Source organism: Pseudomonas tructae (genome assembly GCF_004214895.1).
Lineage (GTDB): Bacteria > Pseudomonadota > Gammaproteobacteria > Pseudomonadales > Pseudomonadaceae > Aquipseudomonas > Aquipseudomonas tructae.
Genome location: NZ_CP035952.1, coordinates 1122384 through 1144473, shown reverse-complemented (window position 1 = coordinate 1144473; position 22090 = coordinate 1122384). Strand labels below are relative to the sequence as shown.

General features: G+C 62.0%; 18 protein-coding genes and 2 pseudogenes. 6 read left to right on the top strand and 14 right to left on the bottom strand.

Going from position 1 to position 22090, the window contains the following annotated elements:
• Positions 1-108: 108 nt before the first annotated feature.
• The 3 genes from glyA to EXN22_RS05130 all read left to right on the top strand — a co-directional run bounded on the left by glyA (position 109) and on the right by EXN22_RS05130 (position 2798).
• Positions 109-1362: a serine hydroxymethyltransferase gene (gene glyA, locus EXN22_RS05140; RefSeq protein ID WP_130263050.1), complete on the top strand. Its 1254-nt coding sequence runs from the start codon at positions 109-111 to the stop codon at positions 1360-1362.
• Positions 1363-1504: 142 nt separating this feature from the next.
• Complete coding sequence (locus tag EXN22_RS05135; protein ID WP_130263049.1) at positions 1505-2098, top strand: hypothetical protein; 594 nt, start codon at positions 1505-1507, stop codon at positions 2096-2098.
• 109 nt (positions 2099-2207) lie between these two features.
• On the top strand, positions 2208-2798 hold the full coding sequence (locus EXN22_RS05130; RefSeq protein ID WP_130263048.1) for a hypothetical protein: 591 nt from the start codon (positions 2208-2210) through the stop codon (positions 2796-2798).
• A 41-nt stretch (positions 2799-2839) separates the two neighbouring features.
• Here the strand turns inward: EXN22_RS05130 and yjiA are convergent, their stop codons facing one another.
• The 3 genes and pseudogenes from yjiA to EXN22_RS05115 all read right to left on the bottom strand — a co-directional run bounded on the left by yjiA (position 2840) and on the right by EXN22_RS05115 (position 6190).
• Entirely contained in the window at positions 2840-3817 is a 978-nt protein-coding gene (gene yjiA / locus EXN22_RS05125) for a GTPase (RefSeq protein ID WP_130263047.1), read from the bottom strand.
• Between the two features lie 90 nt (positions 3818-3907).
• Positions 3908-4105: a YbdD/YjiX family protein gene (locus EXN22_RS05120; protein WP_130263046.1), complete on the bottom strand. Its 198-nt coding sequence runs from the start codon at positions 4103-4105 to the stop codon at positions 3908-3910.
• Positions 4106-4123: 18 nt separating this feature from the next.
• Positions 4124-6190 (bottom strand): annotated as a pseudogene (locus tag EXN22_RS05115) (carbon starvation CstA family protein).
• A 182-nt stretch (positions 6191-6372) separates the two neighbouring features.
• On the opposite strand from EXN22_RS05115, the gene EXN22_RS05110 reads away from it, so the two are divergent.
• Together EXN22_RS05110 and EXN22_RS05105 are read left to right on the top strand one after the other, a co-directional pair.
• Positions 6373-6738 (top strand): PilZ domain-containing protein, encoded by a 366-nt coding sequence (locus tag EXN22_RS05110; protein ID WP_130263045.1) that lies wholly within the window; start codon positions 6373-6375, stop codon positions 6736-6738.
• 261 nt (positions 6739-6999) lie between these two features.
• Positions 7000-8520, top strand: a complete 1521-nt coding sequence (locus tag EXN22_RS05105) for a nucleobase:cation symporter-2 family protein (protein ID WP_130263044.1) — start codon at positions 7000-7002, stop codon at positions 8518-8520.
• A gap of 59 nt (positions 8521-8579) precedes the next feature.
• Here EXN22_RS05105 and EXN22_RS05100 read toward each other — a convergent pair whose 3' ends face one another.
• The gene (locus EXN22_RS05100) at positions 8580-9746 is read right to left on the bottom strand and encodes a Fic family protein (protein ID WP_130263043.1); all 1167 of its coding nucleotides are present in this window, start codon (positions 9744-9746) and stop codon (positions 8580-8582) included.
• Positions 9747-9936: 190 nt separating this feature from the next.
• Here EXN22_RS05100 and EXN22_RS26600 point away from each other — a divergent pair, with 190 nt between their 5' ends.
• Complete coding sequence (locus EXN22_RS26600; RefSeq protein WP_407691960.1) at positions 9937-9996, top strand: hypothetical protein; 60 nt, start codon at positions 9937-9939, stop codon at positions 9994-9996.
• Between the two features lie 2 nt (positions 9997-9998).
• On the opposite strand, the pseudogene EXN22_RS05095 reads toward EXN22_RS26600, so the two are convergent.
• The 10 genes and pseudogenes from EXN22_RS05095 to EXN22_RS05055 form a co-directional block, all read right to left on the bottom strand.
• A pseudogene (locus tag EXN22_RS05095) lies at positions 9999-11246 on the bottom strand (TolC family outer membrane protein); the annotation flags it as partial.
• A 14-nt stretch (positions 11247-11260) separates the two neighbouring features.
• Positions 11261-12595 carry an HlyD family type I secretion periplasmic adaptor subunit gene (locus EXN22_RS05090; protein WP_130263041.1) on the bottom strand — a complete coding sequence of 445 codons (1335 nt, stop codon included), beginning with the start codon at positions 12593-12595 and terminating at the stop codon, positions 11261-11263.
• Between the two features lie 2 nt (positions 12596-12597).
• Positions 12598-14367 (bottom strand): type I secretion system permease/ATPase, encoded by a 1770-nt coding sequence (locus tag EXN22_RS05085; protein WP_130263040.1) that lies wholly within the window; start codon positions 14365-14367, stop codon positions 12598-12600.
• A gap of 160 nt (positions 14368-14527) precedes the next feature.
• Complete coding sequence (locus tag EXN22_RS05080; RefSeq protein ID WP_130263039.1) at positions 14528-15145, bottom strand: heme acquisition protein HasA; 618 nt, start codon at positions 15143-15145, stop codon at positions 14528-14530.
• A gap of 82 nt (positions 15146-15227) precedes the next feature.
• Complete coding sequence (locus tag EXN22_RS05075; protein ID WP_130266759.1) at positions 15228-17918, bottom strand: TonB-dependent receptor; 2691 nt, start codon at positions 17916-17918, stop codon at positions 15228-15230.
• 139 nt (positions 17919-18057) lie between these two features.
• Positions 18058-18198, bottom strand: a complete 141-nt coding sequence (locus EXN22_RS26145; protein ID WP_165392185.1) for a hypothetical protein — start codon at positions 18196-18198, stop codon at positions 18058-18060.
• A gap of 72 nt (positions 18199-18270) precedes the next feature.
• The gene (locus EXN22_RS05070) at positions 18271-19269 is read right to left on the bottom strand and encodes a FecR family protein (RefSeq protein ID WP_233281680.1); all 999 of its coding nucleotides are present in this window, start codon (positions 19267-19269) and stop codon (positions 18271-18273) included.
• A gap of 68 nt (positions 19270-19337) precedes the next feature.
• Positions 19338-19841: an RNA polymerase sigma factor gene (locus tag EXN22_RS05065; RefSeq protein WP_130263037.1), complete on the bottom strand. Its 504-nt coding sequence runs from the start codon at positions 19839-19841 to the stop codon at positions 19338-19340.
• Between the two features lie 153 nt (positions 19842-19994).
• Complete coding sequence (locus tag EXN22_RS05060) at positions 19995-21017, bottom strand: calcium-binding protein (RefSeq protein ID WP_177413993.1); 1023 nt, start codon at positions 21015-21017, stop codon at positions 19995-19997.
• 353 nt (positions 21018-21370) lie between these two features.
• A complete protein-coding gene (locus EXN22_RS05055) occupies positions 21371-22015 on the bottom strand; it encodes a hypothetical protein (protein WP_130263036.1) in 645 nt (214 codons plus the stop codon).
• Positions 22016-22090: the final 75 nt, after the last annotated feature.

The window sequence follows — 22090 nt, the reverse complement described above, 5'->3', positions numbered from 1 at the left end:
TCTCTGAATGAAGCCCACTTGTCTGCGACATGATGCCCTTTCATATGCCAGACAAAAGCTGATGAGGTAGAATGCCCGCCTATTTCAGCACGATCCTTGAGGACCGCCATGTTCAGCCGTGATTTGACCATTGCCAAGTACGACGCCGATCTCTTTGCCGCCATGGAGCAAGAAGCCCAGCGCCAGGAAGAACATATCGAGCTGATCGCCTCGGAAAACTACACAAGCCCCGCCGTCATGGAAGCCCAGGGCTCGGTGCTGACCAACAAGTACGCCGAAGGCTACCCGGGCAAGCGCTACTACGGTGGTTGCGAATACGTCGACGTGGTCGAGCAACTGGCCATCGACCGTGCCAAGGAACTGTTCGGCGCCGACTACGCCAACGTTCAGCCGCACGCCGGCTCCCAAGCCAACAGCGCCGTCTACCTGGCCCTGCTGTCGGCCGGTGACACCATCCTGGGCATGAGCCTGGCCCACGGTGGTCACCTGACCCACGGCGCCAACGTCAGCGCCTCGGGCAAACTGTACAACGCCATCCAGTACGGCATCGACGCCAACGGCCTGATCGACTACGACGAAGTCGAGCGCCTGGCAGTCGAGCACAAGCCGAAGATGATCGTTGCCGGTTTCTCGGCCTACTCGCAGATCCTCGACTTCCCACGCTTCCGCGAAATCGCCGACAAGGTCGGTGCCTACCTGTTCGTCGACATGGCTCACGTAGCCGGCCTGGTCGCTGCAGGCGTGTACCCGAACCCGGTTCCTTTCGCCGACGTGGTCACCACCACCACCCACAAGACCCTGCGCGGGCCGCGTGGCGGCCTGATCCTTGCGCGTGCCAACGCCGAGATCGAGAAGAAGCTCAACTCCGCCGTCTTCCCGGGCGCCCAGGGCGGCCCACTGGAGCACGTGATTGCCGCCAAGGCCATCTGCTTCAAGGAAGCGCTGCAGCCTGAGTTCAAGACCTACCAGCAACAAGTGGTGAAAAACGCCCAGGCCATGGCCGGCGTGTTCATCGAGCGCGGTTTCGACGTAGTGTCCGGCGGAACTGAAAACCACCTGTTCCTGCTGTCGCTGATCAAGCAGGAAATCTCCGGTAAAGACGCCGACGCCGCCCTGGGTCGCGCCTTCATCACCGTCAACAAGAACTCGGTACCGAACGACCCACGTTCGCCGTTCGTCACCTCCGGCCTGCGCTTCGGCACCCCGGCAGTGACCACTCGTGGCTTCAAAGAGGCCGAGTGCAAGGAACTGGCCGGCTGGATCTGCGACATCCTGGCTGACCTGAACAACGAAGCGGTGATCGACGCCGTTCGCGAGAAGGTCAAGGCCATCTGCGCCAAACTGCCGGTATACGGCAACTGATAGCAGTCGCTTGATGTGAACAAGCCCGGCCATGTGCCGGGCTTGTTCTTTTCAGACCAGGCGCGGAACAGGTTCCAGCTGTGTGAGCCATTTCAAAGCACTTAGCGTGTAACACTCACGCAAGCCGCAATGGAGCCACGCAATGGCTGACGACAAACTACTTTCCTTCACCGCAACCCTTCTGATCAATGGTCATCCACTCTTCGTCCTGAGCGAAGCCACCGACCGGAACGTCATGGTGGCTCATCCCGATCCCAATCTGGGATCACTGGACGCGTCCCACGCCCTGGGCAGCCTGAGTACGCCAGACGAGGTCTGGGACAACGCCCGTGATGCAGGGCTCGTCGACTTCCACCTGACGGGGACCCCTTCGCCCACGCAATTCTACTTCCGCCATAGTGAGGGGACTTACCGGCTCTACATACGTAGTGGTAACTACCTAGGGCAGGCTATGTTCAAGAGCAAGTATGGGGTACCCATCGCTCGTCCCATTGAAGACAACACGCCATCACCCTGGCGGTTGATCTTTGCTCATACGGGTCAGGCCGTGGTCCTTTCGGACCTGATTACGGATTTCGCCATCATCAACCTGGAATGCCCGTCGACCAGTGCTCGCCTATCGACAAATACCTTCGGTCTGGATGAAGGCGGATATCTCATCGCCCGGAAGTCGGCGCCAGCAACCAGCCTGAGATTGAACATTCTGGAGCGCGAGGTGGACTGGCAGAGCCATTGATTTAGAGACGCAGGCTCAAGCCTCCACTCAGGCCTACCTGAACAACAAAGCGGTGATCAACACCGTTCGCGAGTGAGTGAAGGCCATCAAGTAATCAAGGAGAACTCCTATGGCTACGCACCGACAACAGTCGTTCATCGCTCAAATCGATACCCCGCGCTTGCCCCTGCATTTTCTGGACACACTGACCGGTGGCCCGGTGCAGGTCACCCAGGCTCGCACCGGCGGTGGATTTTTCAGCGGCCGTCTACAGCAACGCGACGACTCCCACTTGCTGGGCCACCAACCCAGCGATACGGCCAACGAGCCCTTGCTGCTCTACTTTCGCAGCACGGATGATGGCTATGCCCTGTATGTCCGCTCGCCTGGCGCACATTTTGGCAAGTGCATCAGCATGGACACCCATGAGGACATGGAACGCTATGCCCGCGGTGCCATTGGCGCCTTTGCACCCGACAGCCACTCCCCCTTGAAGGTCAAACTCATGGGCTCCAAAGGCCCGATGCATTTGCTCGACTTCAAGAGCGACACGCTGATCATCCACTTACAGGACTGTCGTTCCGGGAAAGCCTGGCACCGTTATCGACGCCATGACGCCCCCCACATCTACATGGGCGCCAAAGGTGGCGAAGCACTGCCGTTGCGCTTGCGTATCACTGAACGCAATGCCGCTTACCTGAGCAATCCTGACGAAGTCTAGTGAACAGCAATCACAGGGGTTTCGGCCCCGTGATTGCACCCTCAACGCTCGGTGTGGCTTAACGCCTCGAAGCGGGTGGTGATTGTTTCCTGTGGTAGCTCATCGCCAATGAACACCATCACGCTTTCACGTTCCTGCCCTTGGGCCCACTCGCTGTCCCAGTCAAAACCGTAAAGCTTCAACACCCCCTGGAACACCAGGCGCCGATCCTCACCGGCGATGCTCAACACCCCCTTGTAACGCAGCAGTTGCTTGCCGTGGTCTTCAAGCAACTGATTCATGAAGTCACTGAGGCGATCGATATCCAGTGGCGTTTCGCTACGCAGTACCAGGCTGGAGATGCGGTCCGGAGTTGCCGTCTGGCCGGCCGGGCGCAGGCGCAAGCCGCCGCCCAGGTCGGCATTGAGATTGAAACCGCGGACATCGAGCAGCTCGGCCAGATCGATCTTGCCGTTGTCCACCACACGAATCGGCGCCCGGCGGTTGATCCGCCCCAGGCGCTCGCTCAGGGCCTGGAAGCTGGCCTCATCGACCAGATCGGTCTTGCTCACCAGCAGGCGGTCGGCAAAGCCCACCTGGGCCTGGGCGATGGCCTGGGTCAGATGCAGCTCGGCATGCGCCGCATCCACCAGGGTGATGATGCCGTCGAGGATGTAGCGCTCGCGCAGCTCTTCATCGATGAAGAAGGTTTGCGCCACCGGTGCCGGGTCGGCCAAGCCGGTGCACTCGATCACCAGGCGGTCGAAGGCGATTTCGCCGCTGTCCAGGCGCTCCAGCAGCAGGAACAGCGCCTTGGTCAGGTCAGTGTGGATACTGCAGCAGACACAGCCGTTGGCCAGGGTCATGACCTGCACCGGTTCATCACCCAGCAGCTGGGTATCGATGCCGGCATCGCTGAATTCGTTTTCGATGACGGCAATCTTCAGGCCGTGCTCGGCCTTGAGCAGGTGGCGCAGCAAGGTGGTCTTGCCGGCGCCGAGAAAGCCGCTGAGCACGGTAACGGGAATGGGAGGTAACAAACCGAATACTCCTGAACGCTGAAAATGACTGTGGGAGCCCGGCGCTGACCGGGCTCCCACAGCTTTGTCACAGGCCTGGCGCGCTGTCTTTCAACAGCACTTGGGCCCACCCTTGCCGCCGTAACGGGCCTCCTGGCGTTCGCGGAAGAACGCCTCGTAGGTCATCACCGGCTTGTCCGGGTGCTTGGTCTGCATATGCTCGACGTAGTTGTCGTAGTCGGGCATGCCGACCATCAGGCGGGCTGCCTGGCCCAGGTACTTACCCAGTCGACCGAGATCGTTGAACATCACTGCATTCCTCTTGGCTTATGCATCCGGCAGGGCCTGGAACGGGGACTCTTTGTCAGTCCGCTCTTTTTTGTTCAAGGCGGCGATACCGACCTTGAGGGCAAAGAACAGAATGCTGAAGACCACGAACAGGAACAGCCCGGTCAGGGCCGCGTTGGTGTAGGCGTTGAAGATCACGTGCTGCATCTGGCCGATGTCTTTGGCCGGGGCCAGCACCTGACCGGCGTCGAGCGCCGCGCTGTACTTGTTGGCCAGGGCCAGGAAGCCGACGGCCGGGTTCGGGTCGAACAGCTTGATGAAGCCGGCAGTGGTGGTGCAGATCAGCAGCCAGACTGCTGGTAGCAGGGTGACCCACATGTAGCGCTGGCGCTTCATCTTGATCAGCACAACAGTACCGAGCATCAGCGCGATACCGGCGAGCATCTGGTTGGAGATGCCGAACAGCGGCCACAAGGTGTTGATGCCGCCCAGCGGGTCGATCACGCCCTGGTACAGCAGGTAGCCCCACAGCGCCACGCAGCCGGCCGTGGCGAGCAGGTTGGCGCCCCACGACTCGGTACGTTTGAGCGCCGGCACGAAGCTGCCCAGCAGGTCCTGGAGCATGAAACGCCCGGCACGGGTGCCGGCGTCCACTGCGGTGAGGATGAACAGCGCCTCGAACAGGATCGCGAAGTGGTACCAGAAGGCCATGGTGTTCTCACCCGGCAGCACCTGGTGGAGGATCTGCGCGATACCGACCGCCAGGGTCGGTGCACCACCGGCACGGGCCAGGATGGTGTGCTCGCCGATGTCCTTGGCCACCGCTTCCAGAGCGTCCGGGGTAATGGCAAAGCCCCAGCTGCTGACGGTCTGTGCAACCGAGACAACATCAGAGCCAACCACCGCAGCCGGGCTGTTCATGGCGAAGTACACCCCTGGCTCGATCACCGAGGCGGCAACCATGGCCATGATTGCCACGAACGACTCCATGAGCATGCCGCCGTAACCGATGTAGCGAGCGTTGACTTCGTTGTCCAGCAGCTTGGGCGTGGTCCCCGAGGAGATCAGTGCATGGAAACCGGACACCGCGCCACAGGCGATGGTGATGAACAGGAACGGGAACAGGGTGCCCTACCACACCGGGCCGGAACCGTCGGTGAACTGGGTCAGCGCCGGCATTTTCAGCTCTGGCGCGATGATCAGGATGCCGATGGCCAGGCCGACGATGGTGCCGATCTTGAGGAAGGTCGACAGGTAGTCACGCGGCGCCAGCACCAGCCACACCGGCAGCACGGCGGCCACGAATCCGTAGCCCACCAGCATCCAGGTGATCTGCACGCCAGTGAAGGTGAACGCCGGGCCCCACACTGGATCGGCGGCAACCTGGCCCCCCAGCCAGATCGACAGCAACAGCAGCACCACGCCAATCAGCGAGATCTCGCCGATGTGGCCCGGGCGGATGTAGCGCATGTAGATGCCCATGAACATCGCGATCGGGATGGTCGCCATCACCGTGAACATGCCCCATGGGCTCTCGGCCAGGGCCTTGACCACGATCAGCGCCAGCACCGCCAGGATGATGATCATGATCAGGAAGCAGCCGAACAGGGCAATGGTGCCCGGGATCCGGCCCATTTCTTCACGGACCATGTCGCCCAGCGAGCGACCGTTGCGGCGGGTGGACAGGAACAGGATCATGAAATCCTGCACCGCACCGGCCAGCACCACCCCGGCAATCAGCCAGAGCGTGCCCGGCAGGTAGCCCATCTGCGCTGCCAGCACGGGGCCGACCAGCGGGCCGGCACCGGCAATCGCGGCGAAGTGGTGGCCGAACAGAATGTGTTTGTTGGTCGGCACGTAGTCCAGACCATCGTTGTTAACCACCGCCGGGGTGGCCCGACGCGGGTCCAGCTGCATCACCTTGGTGGCGATGAACAGGCTGTAGTAGCGGTAGGCGACCAGGTAGATGGCCACCGAGGCGACGACGATCCACAAGGCGTTGATGGCCTCGCCACGACGCAGGGCGACCACACCCAGCGCACAGGCTCCTATGACTGCCAGCGCCAGCCACGGAATGTGGCGTAGCAGGCTATTATTGTTGTTCATGGTTTGCTTCCAGCTAGTGGATAAAAGACAGCCTTTCGAGTCTAGCGATACTGGCAGGAAAGGCCAGCCCCCACGTTGGTCTAGAGCCTTCAGCGTGGGCTGGACAGACCTCGTTATGCGCCCTTGCGTGGGCCTTGGCAAGTGCTGAGCTATAGTCAGGAAGAACCCCGGAGTGCCTGAACATGAGCGACCATCCAGATCGTCGACGTTTCCAGCGAATTGCCTTCGATGCCAGAACCCAATTGTGCCAGGGAGAGCGGTGCTGGCCGGTCGAACTGCTTGATCTGTCCCTCAAGGGCCTGCTGGTCAAGTGCCCCGAACCCTGGGACCCGGACCTGACCCAGGATTTCGAGGCCTACGTGTACCTGAGCGAGCAGGTCAAATTGCAGATGCTGGTCGAATTACGCCATGAAGAAGGCTGTCAGCTGGGTTTTGTCTGCTTGTACATTGACGTCGAGTCAATGAGCCATTTGCACCGTCTGGTCGAGCTGAACGTGGCCGACAGCACCGAAATGATGCGTGAGCTGCGGGAACTGATCGAAGATTAGAATCTGTTAGGCCCCTAACCACTCTTCACCCTCGCGCTTTTCTGTCCACCTGGACAGCTTTTTCAACCCTCCCACCTTTGTCACGCAGCCTTGCGAGGGCTGCGCGCGGCTGTTGCAACGATCTCTGCATCCAGCCCTGAAGCCAAACCATTGGTAGGACTGTTCCTACGCAAATCTAAAAATTGTATACAATTGTTCTGGCATTCACGTATAGGACTTGTCTACAGTAGCGCCACAACAATAAAACTGAGAACCAGCCCCATGAATACGTCCTCCCCTAGCACGTCTTCAGCCCAGCGTCCCGAAGACGAGAACCTGGGCCTTGGCGCCAACCTGGCTTATGGCCTGCAGCATGTTCTGACCATGTACGGCGGCATCGTCGCGGTACCTTTGATCCTCGGCCAGGCGGCCGGCCTGGGCCCTGCCGACATCGGCCTGTTGATCGCCGCGTCGTTGTTTGCCGGCGGCCTGGCGACCCTGCTGCAAACCCTCGGCCTGCCGTGGTTCGGTTGCCAGCTGCCGTTGGTGCAGGGCGTGTCGTTCGCCGGGGTGGCGACCATGGGCGCAATCCTCAGCAGTGAAGGCGGTGGCGGGTTGCCCGGGGTACTGGGCGCGGTCATGGCGGCTTCGCTGATCGGTTTTCTGATTACGCCGGTGTTCTCGCGGATCACCAAGTTCTTCCCGCCGCTGGTGACCGGTATCGTCATCACCACCATTGGCCTGACCCTGATGCCAGTGGCTGCGCGCTGGGTCATGGGCGGCAACAGCAAGGCCCCGGATTTCGGCAGCATGGCCAACATCGGCCTGGCCGGCCTGACCTTCCTGATCGTCCTGGTGCTGAGCAAGCTGGGTAGCGCGGCCATCTCGCGGCTGTCGATCCTCCTGGCGATGGTCATCGGCACCCTGATCGCCTGGTCGCTGGGCATGGCCGATTTCAGCAAGGTCCTCGACGGCCCGCTGGTCGCAATGCCGACGCCGTTCCACTTCGGTATGCCGACCTTCCACATCGCCGCCATCCTGTCGATGTGCATCGTGATCATGGTGACCCTGGTGGAAACCTCGGCGGACATCCTCGCCGTCGGTGAAATCATCGACACCAAGGTCGACTCCAAACGCCTGGGCAACGGCCTGCGCGCCGACATGGCCTCCAGCATCCTGGCGCCGATCTTCGGCTCCTTCACCCAGAGCGCCTTCGCCCAGAACGTCGGCCTGGTGGCCGTGACCGGGGTCAAGAGCCGCTACGTGGTAGCCACCGGCGGGGTCATCCTGGTGGTGCTCGGCTTGCTACCGATCATGGGCCGGGTGATTGCCGCGGTGCCGACCTCGGTACTCGGTGGTGCGGGCATCGTGCTGTTCGGCACCGTCGCCGCCAGCGGGATCCGTACCCTGTCCAAGGTCAGCTACAAGAACAACGTCAACCTGATCATCGTCGCCGCCTCCCTGGGCTTCGGCATGATCCCGATCGCCGCGCCGAACTTCTACGCGCAGTTCCCCTCCTGGTTCGAGACCATCTTCCACTCCGGGATCAGCTCGGCGGCGATCATGGCGATCGTGCTCAACCTGGTGTTCAACCACTTCACCACCGGCAACTCCGACCAGCAATCGGTCTTCGCTGCCGCCTATGAACGCACCATCCACTATTCGGACATCTCCGCCCTGCGCGATGGCGACTACTTCGAAGACGGCAAGCTGTTCAACGCCGAAGGCAAGGAAGTGCCGGTGATGAGCGAAGGCGAACATGGAGAGCCGCCGGCGCGACGAGAGGCGGTTTCGGAGCACTGAGGGAGGTTGCACAAGCATTAAAGACCGGGGCGAATGCCCCGGTCTTCGCTTTTGAGCGGCTACTGCCGCGCCGAAGACAACTGCTGGGTAATGAATCCTTCGGCCGTCAGGGCACGAATCACCCCGCGCAAAAGGTAGCTGTGCGAAAAACCCAGGGTGTATTGACGGGCGTTGGGTTTGATCGGTACCAGCATGCCACGCTCAACCAGCTTCTTGATCTGATACGTACGCTGAGGGCCCTTCAGTCCTGGCATCGCAGCGGCCAGATCACTTGACCTGGCAATGGCGCTATCACTGTCGAGCAGCAGCCGGAGTACGCCATACTCAAGGTCGGTCAGCAACGTCCGTTCACGGGCGTGGGCCAGTGCAGGTGACAGGATTGCCTGTTTCAGATAGCTGTAATCCAATAATCGATCAAGTTTCCTGAGTTCGTCCAGAATGCCCCGCAGAACGTACTCGCACCATCGCTCCAACCCTTCAGAGGTGCCTGCATCTGCTTGAGCAAGCATTTCGTAATAGCGCTCGCGGTCATTGCAAAACACCGCTGTCGGGTTGAGCAGACGCCCACCCGCCGCGACATTGAACCCATACTTGATCAACATTACGTAGGTCAGTAACCGGACCACACGGCCATTGCCATTGCTGAACGGGTGAATCCAGCCGAATCGATGATGAGCGATTGCCACCTTCATCAGATCGTACTTTTGCGGATCCCTTCGATTAATGAAGGCAACCAGTTCCTCCATGTAACCTTGAACCTGCACCGGATCGGGCGGGAGATGGTTCGACTGGGCGATACGTACGTGGCCCGCGCGAAAACTGCCAGGGGTTCGATCACCTTCCCTGTCGAGGTCATCAACGGTGATGGCATGCAGCTCACGCAGCAGATGCAAACCGACGTCTTCCGCCTCACTGAAGTGATCCTCGACGAACGTCATCGCCTTTTCGATATTGGATATCTCGCGAAGCTGGTCCGAGGTTGAATCGGTCCCCTCCACTTTGCTCTCGACATAGTCCGCAAGTGTGGTGTGGTTACCTTCGATGCGAGCCGAACCCAAGCTCTCCAGGAGGTGGAAAATGCTCTTGAGTTGGAAGAACAGACTGGAAGGCGTGGTGCCAGCAAGCCGGTAGCGACGCAGGTGCTCAAGCTCCGTCAAAACATCCACCAGTGGCGAGTCGAAGGAAGGATTAAGCAGTGCCAGTGCGTGGTGTTTGAAAGTCGGCATGTCCAATCATCTCAAAAGCATTTCCTCAGCAAGTCAAAACATAGCACATGAAAGACCAGTAAATACTGGACTTACCAAGAAATCAGTTCAGCAACTATGTCAAAACCTAGCGAGCTGCCAAGTCAAACGCCGGCTTGCTGTAAGTCAAAAGGCAAGCTGAACTCAGCGCGCAGCCAAGCCCGCCGACCGACTGGCAAAGTATCCATTCAATTGCTGCAAATCCTGCGGCTCCAGCACCCCGGCCAGATAGCGCAACTGCAACCAGGCACGCAGGTAGTCGTAGCGGGCCTGGGCCAGGTCGCGGCGGGCGCTGAACAGTTGCTGTTCGGCATCGAGCACATCGAGGTTGACCCGCTCACCACCGGCCACGCTCCTGCGGGTCGCTTCGATCAGGCCACTGGCCGATTTGACCGCCAGCTCATAGGCGCGAATCTTCGCCGTGCTGCTGGCGCACAAGTTGAATTGCTTGCGCAACTGGTTGAGCGTATCGGCAAGCTGCCCGTCCAGGCTGAAGCGCGCACTGTCCCGCTCGGCCGCAGCCTGGCGGGTAGCCGCCGAGACCCCGCCACCGGCGAACAACGGCAGGCTGACCTGGAGGCCGATGCTGTCGGTGTCATAGCGTTGGTCATAGCTGCTTTCGGAGCTGGAGCTGGATTTGCCGGTGCTGGCGTAGGCGCTCAGGGTCGGCAAGTGGCCGGCACGCTGACGCTCGACGGCATAGTCGGCGGCAACCAGGGCGTGGCGCTGGGAAGCCAGTTCGGCGTTGTGGGCCACGGCCAGGTCCCGCCAGCTTTCAAAGCGCAATGGCTGCAAGGGTTGAACCCGGAAATCGCCACTCAAGGGCGCAAGGTCAGCGACCTCCAGCGGCTCGCCGATGATCGCCTGCAGCACGCGCAGGGCGGCATCGAGGTTGTCGCTGGCTTCGATTTCCTGCGCCTGGGCCAGTTCGTACCGCGCCTGGGTTTCCAGCAGGTCGGTGCGGGTGCCCTCACCGCCCTTGAGCAGGCGCCGGTTCAATTGCAATTGCTCGGCATAGGCTCGGCGCTGGGCCTGGGCCAGGGCGATCTGCTCGTCAGCGAACAATGCCTCGCTGTAGGCGGCGAACACCCGCACCGCCAACTCCTGGCTGCGGCTGCGAAAGCGCTCATCGGCCAACAGCGCCTTGGCCACGCCCTGGCGGTATTCGGCCCAGGCACCATAGTCGAACAGTGGCTGTTGCAAGGTCAGGGTCGAGGAATAGCTGCGGTAGTCTCGCTGGCTGGTGACATTGCCGCGGACGTTGGTCTGGGTCACTTGCGAATCGTTGCGGGCATTGTTGTAGCGGTACGACAGGTTCGGCAACAGCGCCGCCCGGCCAATGGCGCGACTCTCAAGGCCGGCATCGCGCTCGGCGATGGCCGCATGGAAGGTCGGATCATTACGCAGTGCCAGAGCATAGGCATCACCCAGGTCCACGGCGGCGGCCGACAGGCTGGTGCCCAACAACAGCAGGCAACACATCACACGCATCGACATCATTCCTCCGCCAGGGCGACGTGCACCCGGTCGGTCAACGGCTTGAACAGATAATTGAGCATCGAGCGCTCGCCAGTGCGCACGAAGGCTTGCACCGGCATGCCGGGGCGGATGTCCTGGCCGGCCAGTTGCTGCAAGCCGGCATCACTGACCTTGGCGCGCACCTGGTAATACGGCTGCTGGGTTTTCTCATCGAGCAGGCGATCGGCCGAGACCAGGGTCAGCTCGCCTTCGACCCGTGGCGTCTTGCTCTGGTTGAAGGCGACGAACATGATTTCCACCGGCAGGCCCGGACGCAGACGGTCGACCAGTTCCACCGGCGCGCGGGCATCAATCAGCAAGGGCGTATCGCTGGGGACGATCTCCATCAGTTGCTGGCCGCGGGCGATCACCCCGCCATTGGTGAACACGCTAAGGCCTACCACCGTGCCACTGGCCGGTGCGCGCAGCTGGGTGTTGGCCAGTTCGAAGGCTGCGCTGCGCAGGCGGTTGCCGAGGTCTTCGGCATTGGACTGCATGTCGCTCAACTGCTGGCCGACTTCGCGCTGGTACTCTTGCTGGCGCTGGGCCATGCGCAGTTTCAGCTCCTGCACCTGGCGGCGAGTACGGCCGATATTGCCCAGGTCTTCGGAGATCGCACCGTTGATCTGCGCGTACAGACGCTCACTGTCGAGCAAGCGGTTGCGCGGGATGTAGCCGTCGCGGGCCAGTTCGCGCAGGCCTTGAAGTTGTTCGTCGAGCGCAGCGCGTTGTTCCTGCTTGTGGCTCATCGATCCCTGCACGCCGGCGAGCATGGCCTCGGCGCCAGCGATGTTTTCGCGCAGGCCGGCCAGCTCCATGTCCAGCGACTGACGCCGGCTGTTGCGCAACTGGCGCTGCAACTCCAGGGCGGTGGCGACCCAGGGTTCGCTGGCCAGGGCCTGCACATCGGCCGGGAAGCTGATACTTGCCAGCCCGTCACGCTCGGCTTGCAGGCGCGCTTCACTGGCCCGGGCGTTGACGTACTGCACCCTTAACGAATCATGTTGGGCCTGGGCCTGGGTGGCGTCCATCTGCACCAGCACCTGCCCGGCACTGACGCTGTCACCATCACGCACCAGCAAGCGCTCGATGGTACCGCCCGTAGGATGTTGCACCGCCTGGCGGCTGCCGGCGACCACCACGTTGCCCGACACCGGCACGCCCTTGTCCAGCGGCGCCAGGGCCGCCCAGAGGATGAAACCGCCAAAGCCGCCGATCACCAGCCAACGGCCCAGACGGCTATGGCGTCGGTCATCGAGGGTCAGCAGGTTGTCGGGAACGGCTTGCGCGTGATGCGACTGAGGAGCGGTCATGGTCAGGTTCTCGGGGTGCCGTAGCTCATGCTGACGCTGGCGGCGCTACGCAGTGCTGGAGTGGGGGTGGGAATACCGGTCGGCTTGTGGCTGCGCTGCAGGTCCTGCAACACCCGCGCGGTCGGGCCAAAGGCTTGCATCTGGCCGTTCTGCAGCACCAGCAACTTGTCCACTGCGGCCAGCAAGCTGGACTTGTGGGTGATCAGGATCAGCGTGCGTTGCTGTGCCTTGACCTGCTTGATCGCCTCCAGCAAGGCGCGCTCACCGAAGTCATCGAGGTTGGAGTTGGGCTCATCGAGCACGATCAGTGCCGGCAGGCCATACAAGGCCCGGGCCAGGCCGATGCGCTGGCGCTGGCCGCCGGACAGCCCCGCCCCGCCTTCGCCCAATTGGGTGTCATAGCCGTTGGGCAGCTTCAGAATCATCTCGTGCACACCGGCCAGTTGCGCGGCGGCCACCACCTGCTGCGAGTCGACCACGCCCAGGCGAGCGATGTTGTCGGCGATCGTACCGGCGAACAGCTGGACGTCCTGGGGCAAGTAACCGATGTGGGCACCGAGCAGGCCCTTGTCCCATTGCTGCAATTGGGCGCCATCCAGGCGCACCTTGCCGGCAGTGGGGGTGGCGGCGCCGACCAGCAAACGCGCCAGGGTCGACTTGCCCGAACCGGATGCGCCAATGATGCCGAGGCTGTCGCCAGCCGCGAGCTCGAAACCCAGGTTGACCAGGCACGGCTTGCGAGTGCCCGGCTGCACGGCGCTGAGCTGCTCGACCAGCAGGCACCCGGTCGGCGCCGGCAGCGGCATGCCAAGCGCTCGCGCGGGTTGCTCGCTGAGCAAGGTATGCAGGCGCTCATAGGCCTGGCGCGCCGAACCCCATTGGCGCCACACGGCGATCAACTGGTCGATCGGCGCCAGCACCCGGGCCATCAGAATGGAACCTGCGATCATCATCCCCGGGGTGATCAGTTGCTCGATCGCCAGCCATGCGCCCAGGCCCAGCACCAGCGATTGCAAGGCCAGGCGCAGGCTCTTGGACACGGCCGTTACCGCCGCCGTGCGCTCGCTGCCCAAGTTCTGGCGCAACAGAAAACCGTGGTGCAACGTGGCCCAGCGCTGGCGGACTGCCGCCAGCATGCCCATGGCCTCCATCACTTCGGCGTTGCGCAGGTTGGCCCCGGCCTGTTGCCCGGCCTGCTGCGACAACTGCCCGGCTTCGGCAAACGGCGCCTGGGTCAGGCGCTCGTTGACCCAGGCCAGGATCGTCAACAGCACCGCGCCCACCAGTGCCATCAGCCCCAGCCATGGGCTGAACAGGAACATCACCAACAGGTACACCGGGAACCACGGCGCGTCGAAAAAGGCGAACAGCGCCTGGCCCGTGGCGAACTGGCGCAAGGTGGTCAGATCGCTCAGCACCTGGTTCGCCGCGCCCTTGTGACCCGCCAGGCTGGCCTGATAGGCGGCTTCGAACACCCGCGGGTTGAGGCGCATGTCCATCTGCGTGCCGAGGCGGATCACCACCAGGCTGCGCACCCACTCCAGCAGGCCCATGAAGGCGAACAGGCCCAGCACCATCAGGCTGAGCATCACCAAGGTCATCTCGTTGCCAGAGGACAGCACCCGGTCGTAGACCTGCAACATATACAGCGCTGGCGCCAGCATCAGCAGGTTGATCACCGCAGTGAACAGGCCGATGTTGGCAAAGCCGGCGCGGCAGGCTTTGAGCGCCTGCAACACCTCGTTGCCAGGGCGGGAGCGGGTGGCTTTCATGATGGTCCTCAACAGAGCAAGCCTGCGGACGATTGACCTCGCCGACGCAGGCTCGCAGAATTCGCACCACCACCGTCTGGGCCCGGCAAAGACGCAGACGGTGGGGTAAGCAAGCAGCGAATGGAGGAGCGATCTTCCATTCGCTTTTTTTTGCCTGGGGTCAGGCGGCCAGGGCGAAGTCCTCGGCCAGGGCCTGGACACCCACCACATCGGCCGCAGCCACGCTCAGCGGGCCGCCGGCCAGCGCAGCGCTGACCACGTCGAAGCTGTCGTCGGTGGACACGCCGTAACCGGCCAGCAGGTTGTCCAGCACGCCTTCCAGCGCCGAGGTGTTGCCCTGCATCAGGCCGTAGATCACGCTCTGCACTTCGTTGCCGGCACGACCGGCGCCCAGCACCGAGTCCAGGTCCAGGCCGTTGAAGTTGACCACGTAGTTGTTCAGGGTGAAGTCGCTACCGCCACCGCCACCCAGCACTTGGCCCAGGGAAACGTTGTCCAGTTCGCCCCACAGGTAGTGGTTGAGGTTGTCACCGGCTGGCAGGCCACGGTCGAACACGTAGTGCAGGCCATTGCTGGTGTTGCTGTCGGCGATGAACGCGTAGTCGGAGCCCTGGCCACCGTGGGTTGCGTACTGATCGCCGCTCAGGCGGCCGTTGCTGAAGCCGCCGGTATTGCTTTGTCCATGACCTGCAGTGGCGAAACCCGCGGTCCAGAACGCCAGGTAGTCATCGATCGACGAGCTGGAGAAGGCGGCATCGTAAGTAACGGAAAGAGTCATAACGGTTCCTCGTTGCATTGCGTGATTGCGAAGGCGTGTTCCCTGCCTTCGTGTCGCCCGAGATGGGCAAACCCGGTGTGAATCAGAATTTGTATTCGAGCATCCCGCTCAAGGTCCGGCCGCGGGCCAGCGACAGGTTGTCGGTGTCGCCCATGGCCACGAAGTAGGCTTCGTCGGTGGCGTTCTCCAGCGACAGCGCCAGGTTCAGGCTCGGCGTCATCCAGTAGCTGGCGTACAGGTCGTAGACCTTGTATTTAGGCCACTGCGCCTGGTCGATCAGGCGATAGCCGTGGTCATTGAGGTTCTCGCCATTGCCTTTGCTGTAGCGCAGACGGGCGCCAACATCGAGGGTGCGGTCAAGAAAGCGCATACCGACCGTCAGCGAGCCACGGTCTGCCGGCATGTAGCTGGCGTTGCCCATGATGTGGCCGCAGTTGACGGTCTGGTCGAGATCGGTGGCGTCTTCGGCACGCGAAACCTGCACTGGCAACATAATGATGCGGTTGCCAACCCGAACCGGGCGCATCACCCTTCCGGCGTCAACCAGGCGCTGCCCGCCGCCCATGTAGAGTTGCTTCGAACAGAAGTCATTGCTGCCAATCATGTGGGTGTAGGCAAGTTGGCCGTAATAACGACCCGCGTCATAGTCGAGGCTGTACTCGACGCCTCGAAAGCGCGTCTGCTCAAGGTTGTTCTGATAAGCCGAGCGGCCCAGGGACGTGCCAAGTACAGAGCTTCCCGGAAGGTCAGCATTGACATCCATGAATGAAAAATTATCGATTCGGGTATCGAAATAGGCGACCTTGGCGCCGAAGCGATCACCTTCCTGCAGCAGCGACTCCTTGAACAGGTTCACCCCCAGTTCCCAGTTGTGCGACTCTTCCGCCTTGAGGAACGGGTTGGGATAGAGCATCTCGCTGCCTCCGCCATGGGGGCGGCCGCTCATGAACACTTCGGTCACTGACGGCGGACGCCAGCCACGTCCCCAGCGGGTATAGACCTGCATCCAGTCGACTCCCGGTTTCACCGCGATGCCGAAGGTGGGCGAGAAGCGGCCCTGCTCCTGATCCTCATCGAAGATCAAATGCGTCTGGACCCGGCGCAGGTTGGGCTCGGTGACACCGCGCGGATACATCCAGGCAGTGATACCTGTCTCACCTGTCAGGCGGTAGCGGTCGTAGCGCAGCCCGGCATCAACTTCCAGCCAGTCTCCATGCTCATATTTGGCGTCAGCAAAGAGGCTGGCCATAATGCGCTTACCTTCCGGCGTGGCGCCCTGGACATAGGGCAGGTTGGTTTCGAAAGCCGCCGGAACACGGTTTGTGCTGGGCTTGAAGCGGTCCTGAAACAGTTCGGTACCGTAGTTGAGGGTGACCTTGTCCGAATCGTTGAAGTAAAAACGCGAGCTGTTCTGCAATTGCAAGCCCCAGGTATCGGTCTGGAAGCGGTCGTCATACGCTGCAACCCGGTTGCCAGCCACCGAACTGTCATCGTTACCCACATTCCAGCGATCCTGCCGGGTCGAGACGAAGTACAGCTTGGCCTTCAGATCGACCAGGTCGTTGTCCGGGCTGTAGCTGTAATCGAGCGAGGCATTGCGAGCGTTGAAGTCACTGCTGCCGGTGCGTTTGTAATAGAACTGGCGGGTCTGATTGTCGTAATAGGTCCAGGCGTCCTTGCTGTCGGTGTCGGTTTCCATGTAGTTGAGCTGCAGGCGCTGGTCATTGGGCAGGTTCAGGCCGAGCTTGAGCAGTTGCGAACGGGTGACGCTGCCAGTCTCGCCGACTTCGGAGTGCAGCCAGTCTTTCCAGGCTTCGGGATAGCTGGTCTTGCCGCGGATCTGGGTGCCGAGGTTGTCGGCGTTGTTGGTCCCGGCGCGGTAGTCACCGAAGTGCCGCTCGCTGACGCCCAGCAAGACGTCGCCCAACTCGTTGCCGAAGGCAAACAGTGCACTGCCATTGAAGTTGGTACCGTTGCCCAGCTCACCGATGCCATTGCCTGCGCGCAACCGGCCACCGTACTCCTTGTCGGGGCCGAGAAAATCACTGGCCTGCACCGTGTTGAAACTGGCGATACCACCAATAACGCCAGCACCGCCCATGCCCGCCTGGGTGCCTTTTTCGATCTCGATGGAGCTGATGAACTCCGGGTCGACGAACATCACCCCGTTGCGCTGCTGGTGGCCGTTGACGTTGAAGTTCTGGCGCATGCCGTCGATGTTCATGTTGACCCGGCCATAGTCCTGCACGCCGCGAATGTTCACCGACAGGCCGGGGTCTCGCTGGTTGACGGCGGTATAGACGCCGGCGGTCTCTTCGAGCATGTCGGCGGCATGACGTGGCGGGCGCTTGTCGATCTGCTCGCGGGTGATGACGCTGACCGAGCGGGGCGTCTGGTAGACCCAATCGGCATCGCTGCTGGAATCGACATGGGTGGTGCCCAGCTCCATCGTCTGGCCATCGTCGCTGATGCGCTCAAGGCCAACCCGGTCAGTGCCAGTGAAGCGATAGCGCACGGGCGAGCCGCGCAACAACAGGCCAAGCCCTTGCTCTGCCGAGTGCTCACCGCGCAAGCCTTCGCTGCGCAGGCCGGCCAGCTTGCGGCTGTCGAAAAACACCTGGACCCCGGCCTGTTCGGCAAAAGCCAGTACAGCGCTGTCCAGGGCCTGGGCGGGAATGTCGAAGTGAATCAATGCGGAGCGCTGGCTTGGGGATGCGGCCTCGGCCGCCTGCACGCTGGCGATCCCCATCGGCAACATCCAGGGGCCCAACATCAGGCTGCTGGCAAGGGCGACCCGAGCCAATGGCCGGGTGCTTCGTTGTTGTTGATTGCTCACGTCTGGTGCTCGCTGTGTTGGCATTTTCTAGTAATGAAAATCAATCTCAACAAACAGACGTGCAACCCAGGAAAAGTCAGTAAAGAAAATTCAAAAGAATTTGCAGCGGTGAATTTCTGATGCCACAGGTGAGCGCCGACAGCCCTTGTTCGCGCGCTTTGTCGCTGGTTTCGATGATCGAGGCCGTCACCGCGACCTCATCATCGCTGGCCGACATGTCACCGTCTTCGGCCACGCGGTAGCCCAGTTGAAAAGCACCGCTACAGACAATCCAGCGTTCGCCCAGCGATCAATAGATCAGGGTCAGCCCCGGAAGATCGAGGCGACTGGCCTTGAGTTCATCGGTCAGCATGGCCAGCGCGGCGTCCAGGTTATCCAGGCGGAACATGCCGCTGACTTCACGCCGGGCCAGGGCCTGGTCGGTGATCAGCAGATGGCCGGCACGGTAGCGATTGAGTCGCGCGGCCACCTGCGCCAGTGATTCTCGCTCGAACACCAGCACGCCGCGCTGCCAGGCGCTGGCGCGACGTACGTCCTGTTCGGGCCACAAGCGAATACCGTGGCGTGTGTCGTAGCGCAGACTCTGACCTTGCTTGAGCACCTGCTCGGCGCTGCCGGCTGACGGGGCAGCCTGCAAGGTCACGGCAACACTGTGTTCGAGCATGCCGACCCAGGTGCCGCCACCAGGCTCGGGGCCCACCACGAAACGCGTGCCCAGGGCACGGCTGCTGCCCCCTGCCCGCTCGACCACGAACGGCCGTTGTTCATTGCCCGAGAGTGGCGCGACGGTAAATACCGCTTCACCGGCCAGCAAGCGCACGCGGCGTTCGCTGTCGCTGTAGGCCAGTTCGATGCCGCTCTGACTGTCCAGATCGACCTGACTGCCATCGGGCAGGGACACCTGGCGCACCTCGCCTTTGGCCGTGGCATAGTCGGCACGCAGCGCCAGCGAAAGGCTGGGCGCCTGCTCCACCCCGACCACCGCCAGCACCAGCATTGCCGCGGCACTCAAGGTCCAGCGCAGGCGTGAGCGACGGCGTCGCCCGGCCAGTGGACGGGCTGCGGGCAATGACGCAACAGGCGCCAGCGGGTCCATGGTGCCAAGGCGGCCAAGATCGGCCCAGGTTTTCTGGGCAAACGTCAGTGCCTGAGCATGGCGCGGATCACTGGCCAGCCATCGCGCCAGCGCCTGTTCCTGCTCGGGGGTCAAGGGGCCGGCGCTGCGCAGCACCGCCCACTCGGCGGCCTGCTCGCGAATGGCTTGCTCTGGCGAGTTCTGGCTGGTCACACGGTTCTCTCGAATTCTGGTTATGTGAGTGCTGACGTCTGAAGGCGCATTTCCCAGTAAACCGTTCGTCATCCTGGTTCCTGCAGACACTGCATCACATAGGCCAAGGCCTTGGCCAGATGCTTCTGTACTGAGCTGTCAGAAATGTCCAGCGCCCGCGCCACTTCGGCGTGGGTCATGCCCTCAAGACGATTGAGACGGAACACTTGCTGGGTTCGCGGCGGCAAATCAGCCAACGCCCGGCGCAGGCGACGCATGTGCTGTTCGGTGGCAGCACTTTCATCCAGGCCTGGGCTGTCTTCGACAATGGTTTCCAGTGCTTCGTGCGGTACCGAGTCGGTTTTGCGCCGCCGTTGCTGACGGACATGGTCGATCATCAGGTTATGCGCAGTGCGGTAGAGGTAGGCCGGGGTGTTGTCGATGCGTTCACGGCCCTGTTGCTCGGCCAGGCGCAGGAAGCTTTCCTGCACCAGGTCAGCGGCCAGCTGCGGGTCACGGACCTTGCGCGTCAGCAATCCCTGCAAGGTTTTGGCGTGCTTGAGGAACAGCCGCTTGAGGTCGGACTCCGCCACGCGAACTCCATGTGGATGGTCGGAAAGGAGGCGGTATGCTACTCGCTACTGAGAATCAGTAGCAATAAAATAAACCCCGTCCACTCCCAGGAGTGGACGGGGTCCGTTGCGCCGATTCGCTCTTGCCTGTGAACAGGCAAGCGCGACAACAGCTTACTTCCAGCTAGCCGCGATCACCGGCGCCAGGGCATCCTGGTAAGCCTGTGGCAGCGAGGTCTGGCCTGGCGCAGGTGGCGCGAAAGCAGCCATTGCAGCCACCAGTTGATCGACCTGGCCTTCGAGCAGAACACGACCGTCCGCCGTGCGGAACTCATCAATGCGCTGGGCCGTCTGGAAGTTGCCCGAGCCCCAGAACGACCACTTGTCGATCGTCACCTTGTCGCCGGTGCCAATCACGCTGACTTCCAGGTTATGGCCATCCTTGCGCAACCACAGCTGGTTGGCAGAGATGCCTGCGCCAAACTGCAACACGTCGGTGGCAAGCTCGGTGTCGAAGTTTTCGATGACATCCTGGCCGTCGCCGCGGCCGAACAGATAGGTGTCGGCACCGCCCCCGCCCTCGAGGCGATCATTGCCTTGCCCGCCCTCAAGACGATCGGCACCGGCACCACCCACCAGACGGTCGTTGCCCGCCCCTCCGAACAACTGATCGTCACCGGCCAGGCCGACGAGCAGATCATCGCCCCCACCGCCGCTCAGCGTGTTGTTCTGCTCATCGCCGAACAGCTCATCGGCCAGCTCGCTGGCGCTGCCACGGGTTGCACTGCGAATGTAACCGGCATCCCAGACCGTGCCATTGTCGAAACGAATCTGCTCGACCAGGTTGCTCGGGTTGGAGAACCAGCCCGACACCGTGAACTGCTCGGTACTGCCCTTGATGCCGACATACAGGTCGGACTCGCTACGCCGCAGGCTCACCTCAGCCGGCGCAATGCCGGCAGCCACCTTGATGACGTCGAGGTTACCGGCCGCGTTGTCGTAGTCGCTGATCCAGTCCTGGCCCATGCCGCGATAGAACAGGTAGGTATCGTTGCCGGCTTCGCCATACAGATAGTCGTTGTCTGCACCGCCGTCGAGCACATCGTTGCCGGCACCGCCGAACAACGTATCGCGCCCGGCACCGCCATCGAGCAGGTCGTTGCCCGACAGGCCGTAGAGCTTGTCGTCCCCACCCAACCCGAACAGCCGGTCATGGTCATGCGGTCCGAGGAGCCGCGTATTTCCATGATCAGGTCGGAGTCGGTCCGGCTCAGCACAATATCGGCCGGGCTGATGCCTTGCGCCACGACGATACGGTCAAGGCCGGGGAAGCTCATGCCCATGTCGGTGATGGTGTCCTGGCCCATGCCACGGTAGAACAGATAGGTGTCGCTGCCAGTGTAGCCGTACAGCGTGTCGTTACCCGTTTGTGCCGAGACCTTTTTGGCCCAGTCCCCGTGCTGTGCCGAAATCGTCGAGTGTTTTCTCCACATCAGGAGTAGAGCCGGTTGGGGATGCAGTTGGCGACTGGGCCATGGCGAAGATCCTTCTTACTTGAGAATTGAAAGTACAGCGGGCAGGCTGGTCAGGTAGGCTGCTTGCGCGGAATGCTTACCTTGCGCCAGCGCGAGCAGATACCCCAGGTGAGCCAGGTAGGCCCTTGCCATGAACGGTTTGTTGACGAAGTAGGTTTTGCATTCGGCCGAGTCCAGCACCCCCAGCACGCCGCCAGGCGCCTGGAACTGGGTGAAGGCTTGCTGGGCCGAGCGGGCACGCTCATCGCCCTGCAGGGTCAAGGCCTGACTGGAAGCCCGGACCAGGGCTGAAATCTCCTCGACTGCCGGACACCCCTTGCCCCCCTGGCTTTTCCAGTGGTTGATATAGGCATCGAGGGTTCCCAGGGTTGAAAACTTGCCCGGCATGTCGAGCATCATGAAGTTGAGCATGCCCAGGTTGACCAGGGCACAGTGCTCGTCCATGCTGCGGCAAATCTCGGGGTTCAGGACCCGTTCCCGCACGCTCGGCGTCGGGTTCAGCGACAACGCCTCCAGGAAGCGTTGTTCGTCATCGTCAGGTTGTGGCCGGGTGTCCTCAAGCACGGTATTGCCGCCAACCCGCTCGATGGCCCACTGCACGTGTTGCGCCTGGACCTGCAGCCAGCCAAACCAGGACAGCAGCCCCAGACCGACTGCCACACCCGTCACCAGCAACCCAAACAGGTACCTTCTTCTAATCCCTGACACTGCACAGACTCCTTTCTTTCGTTCGCT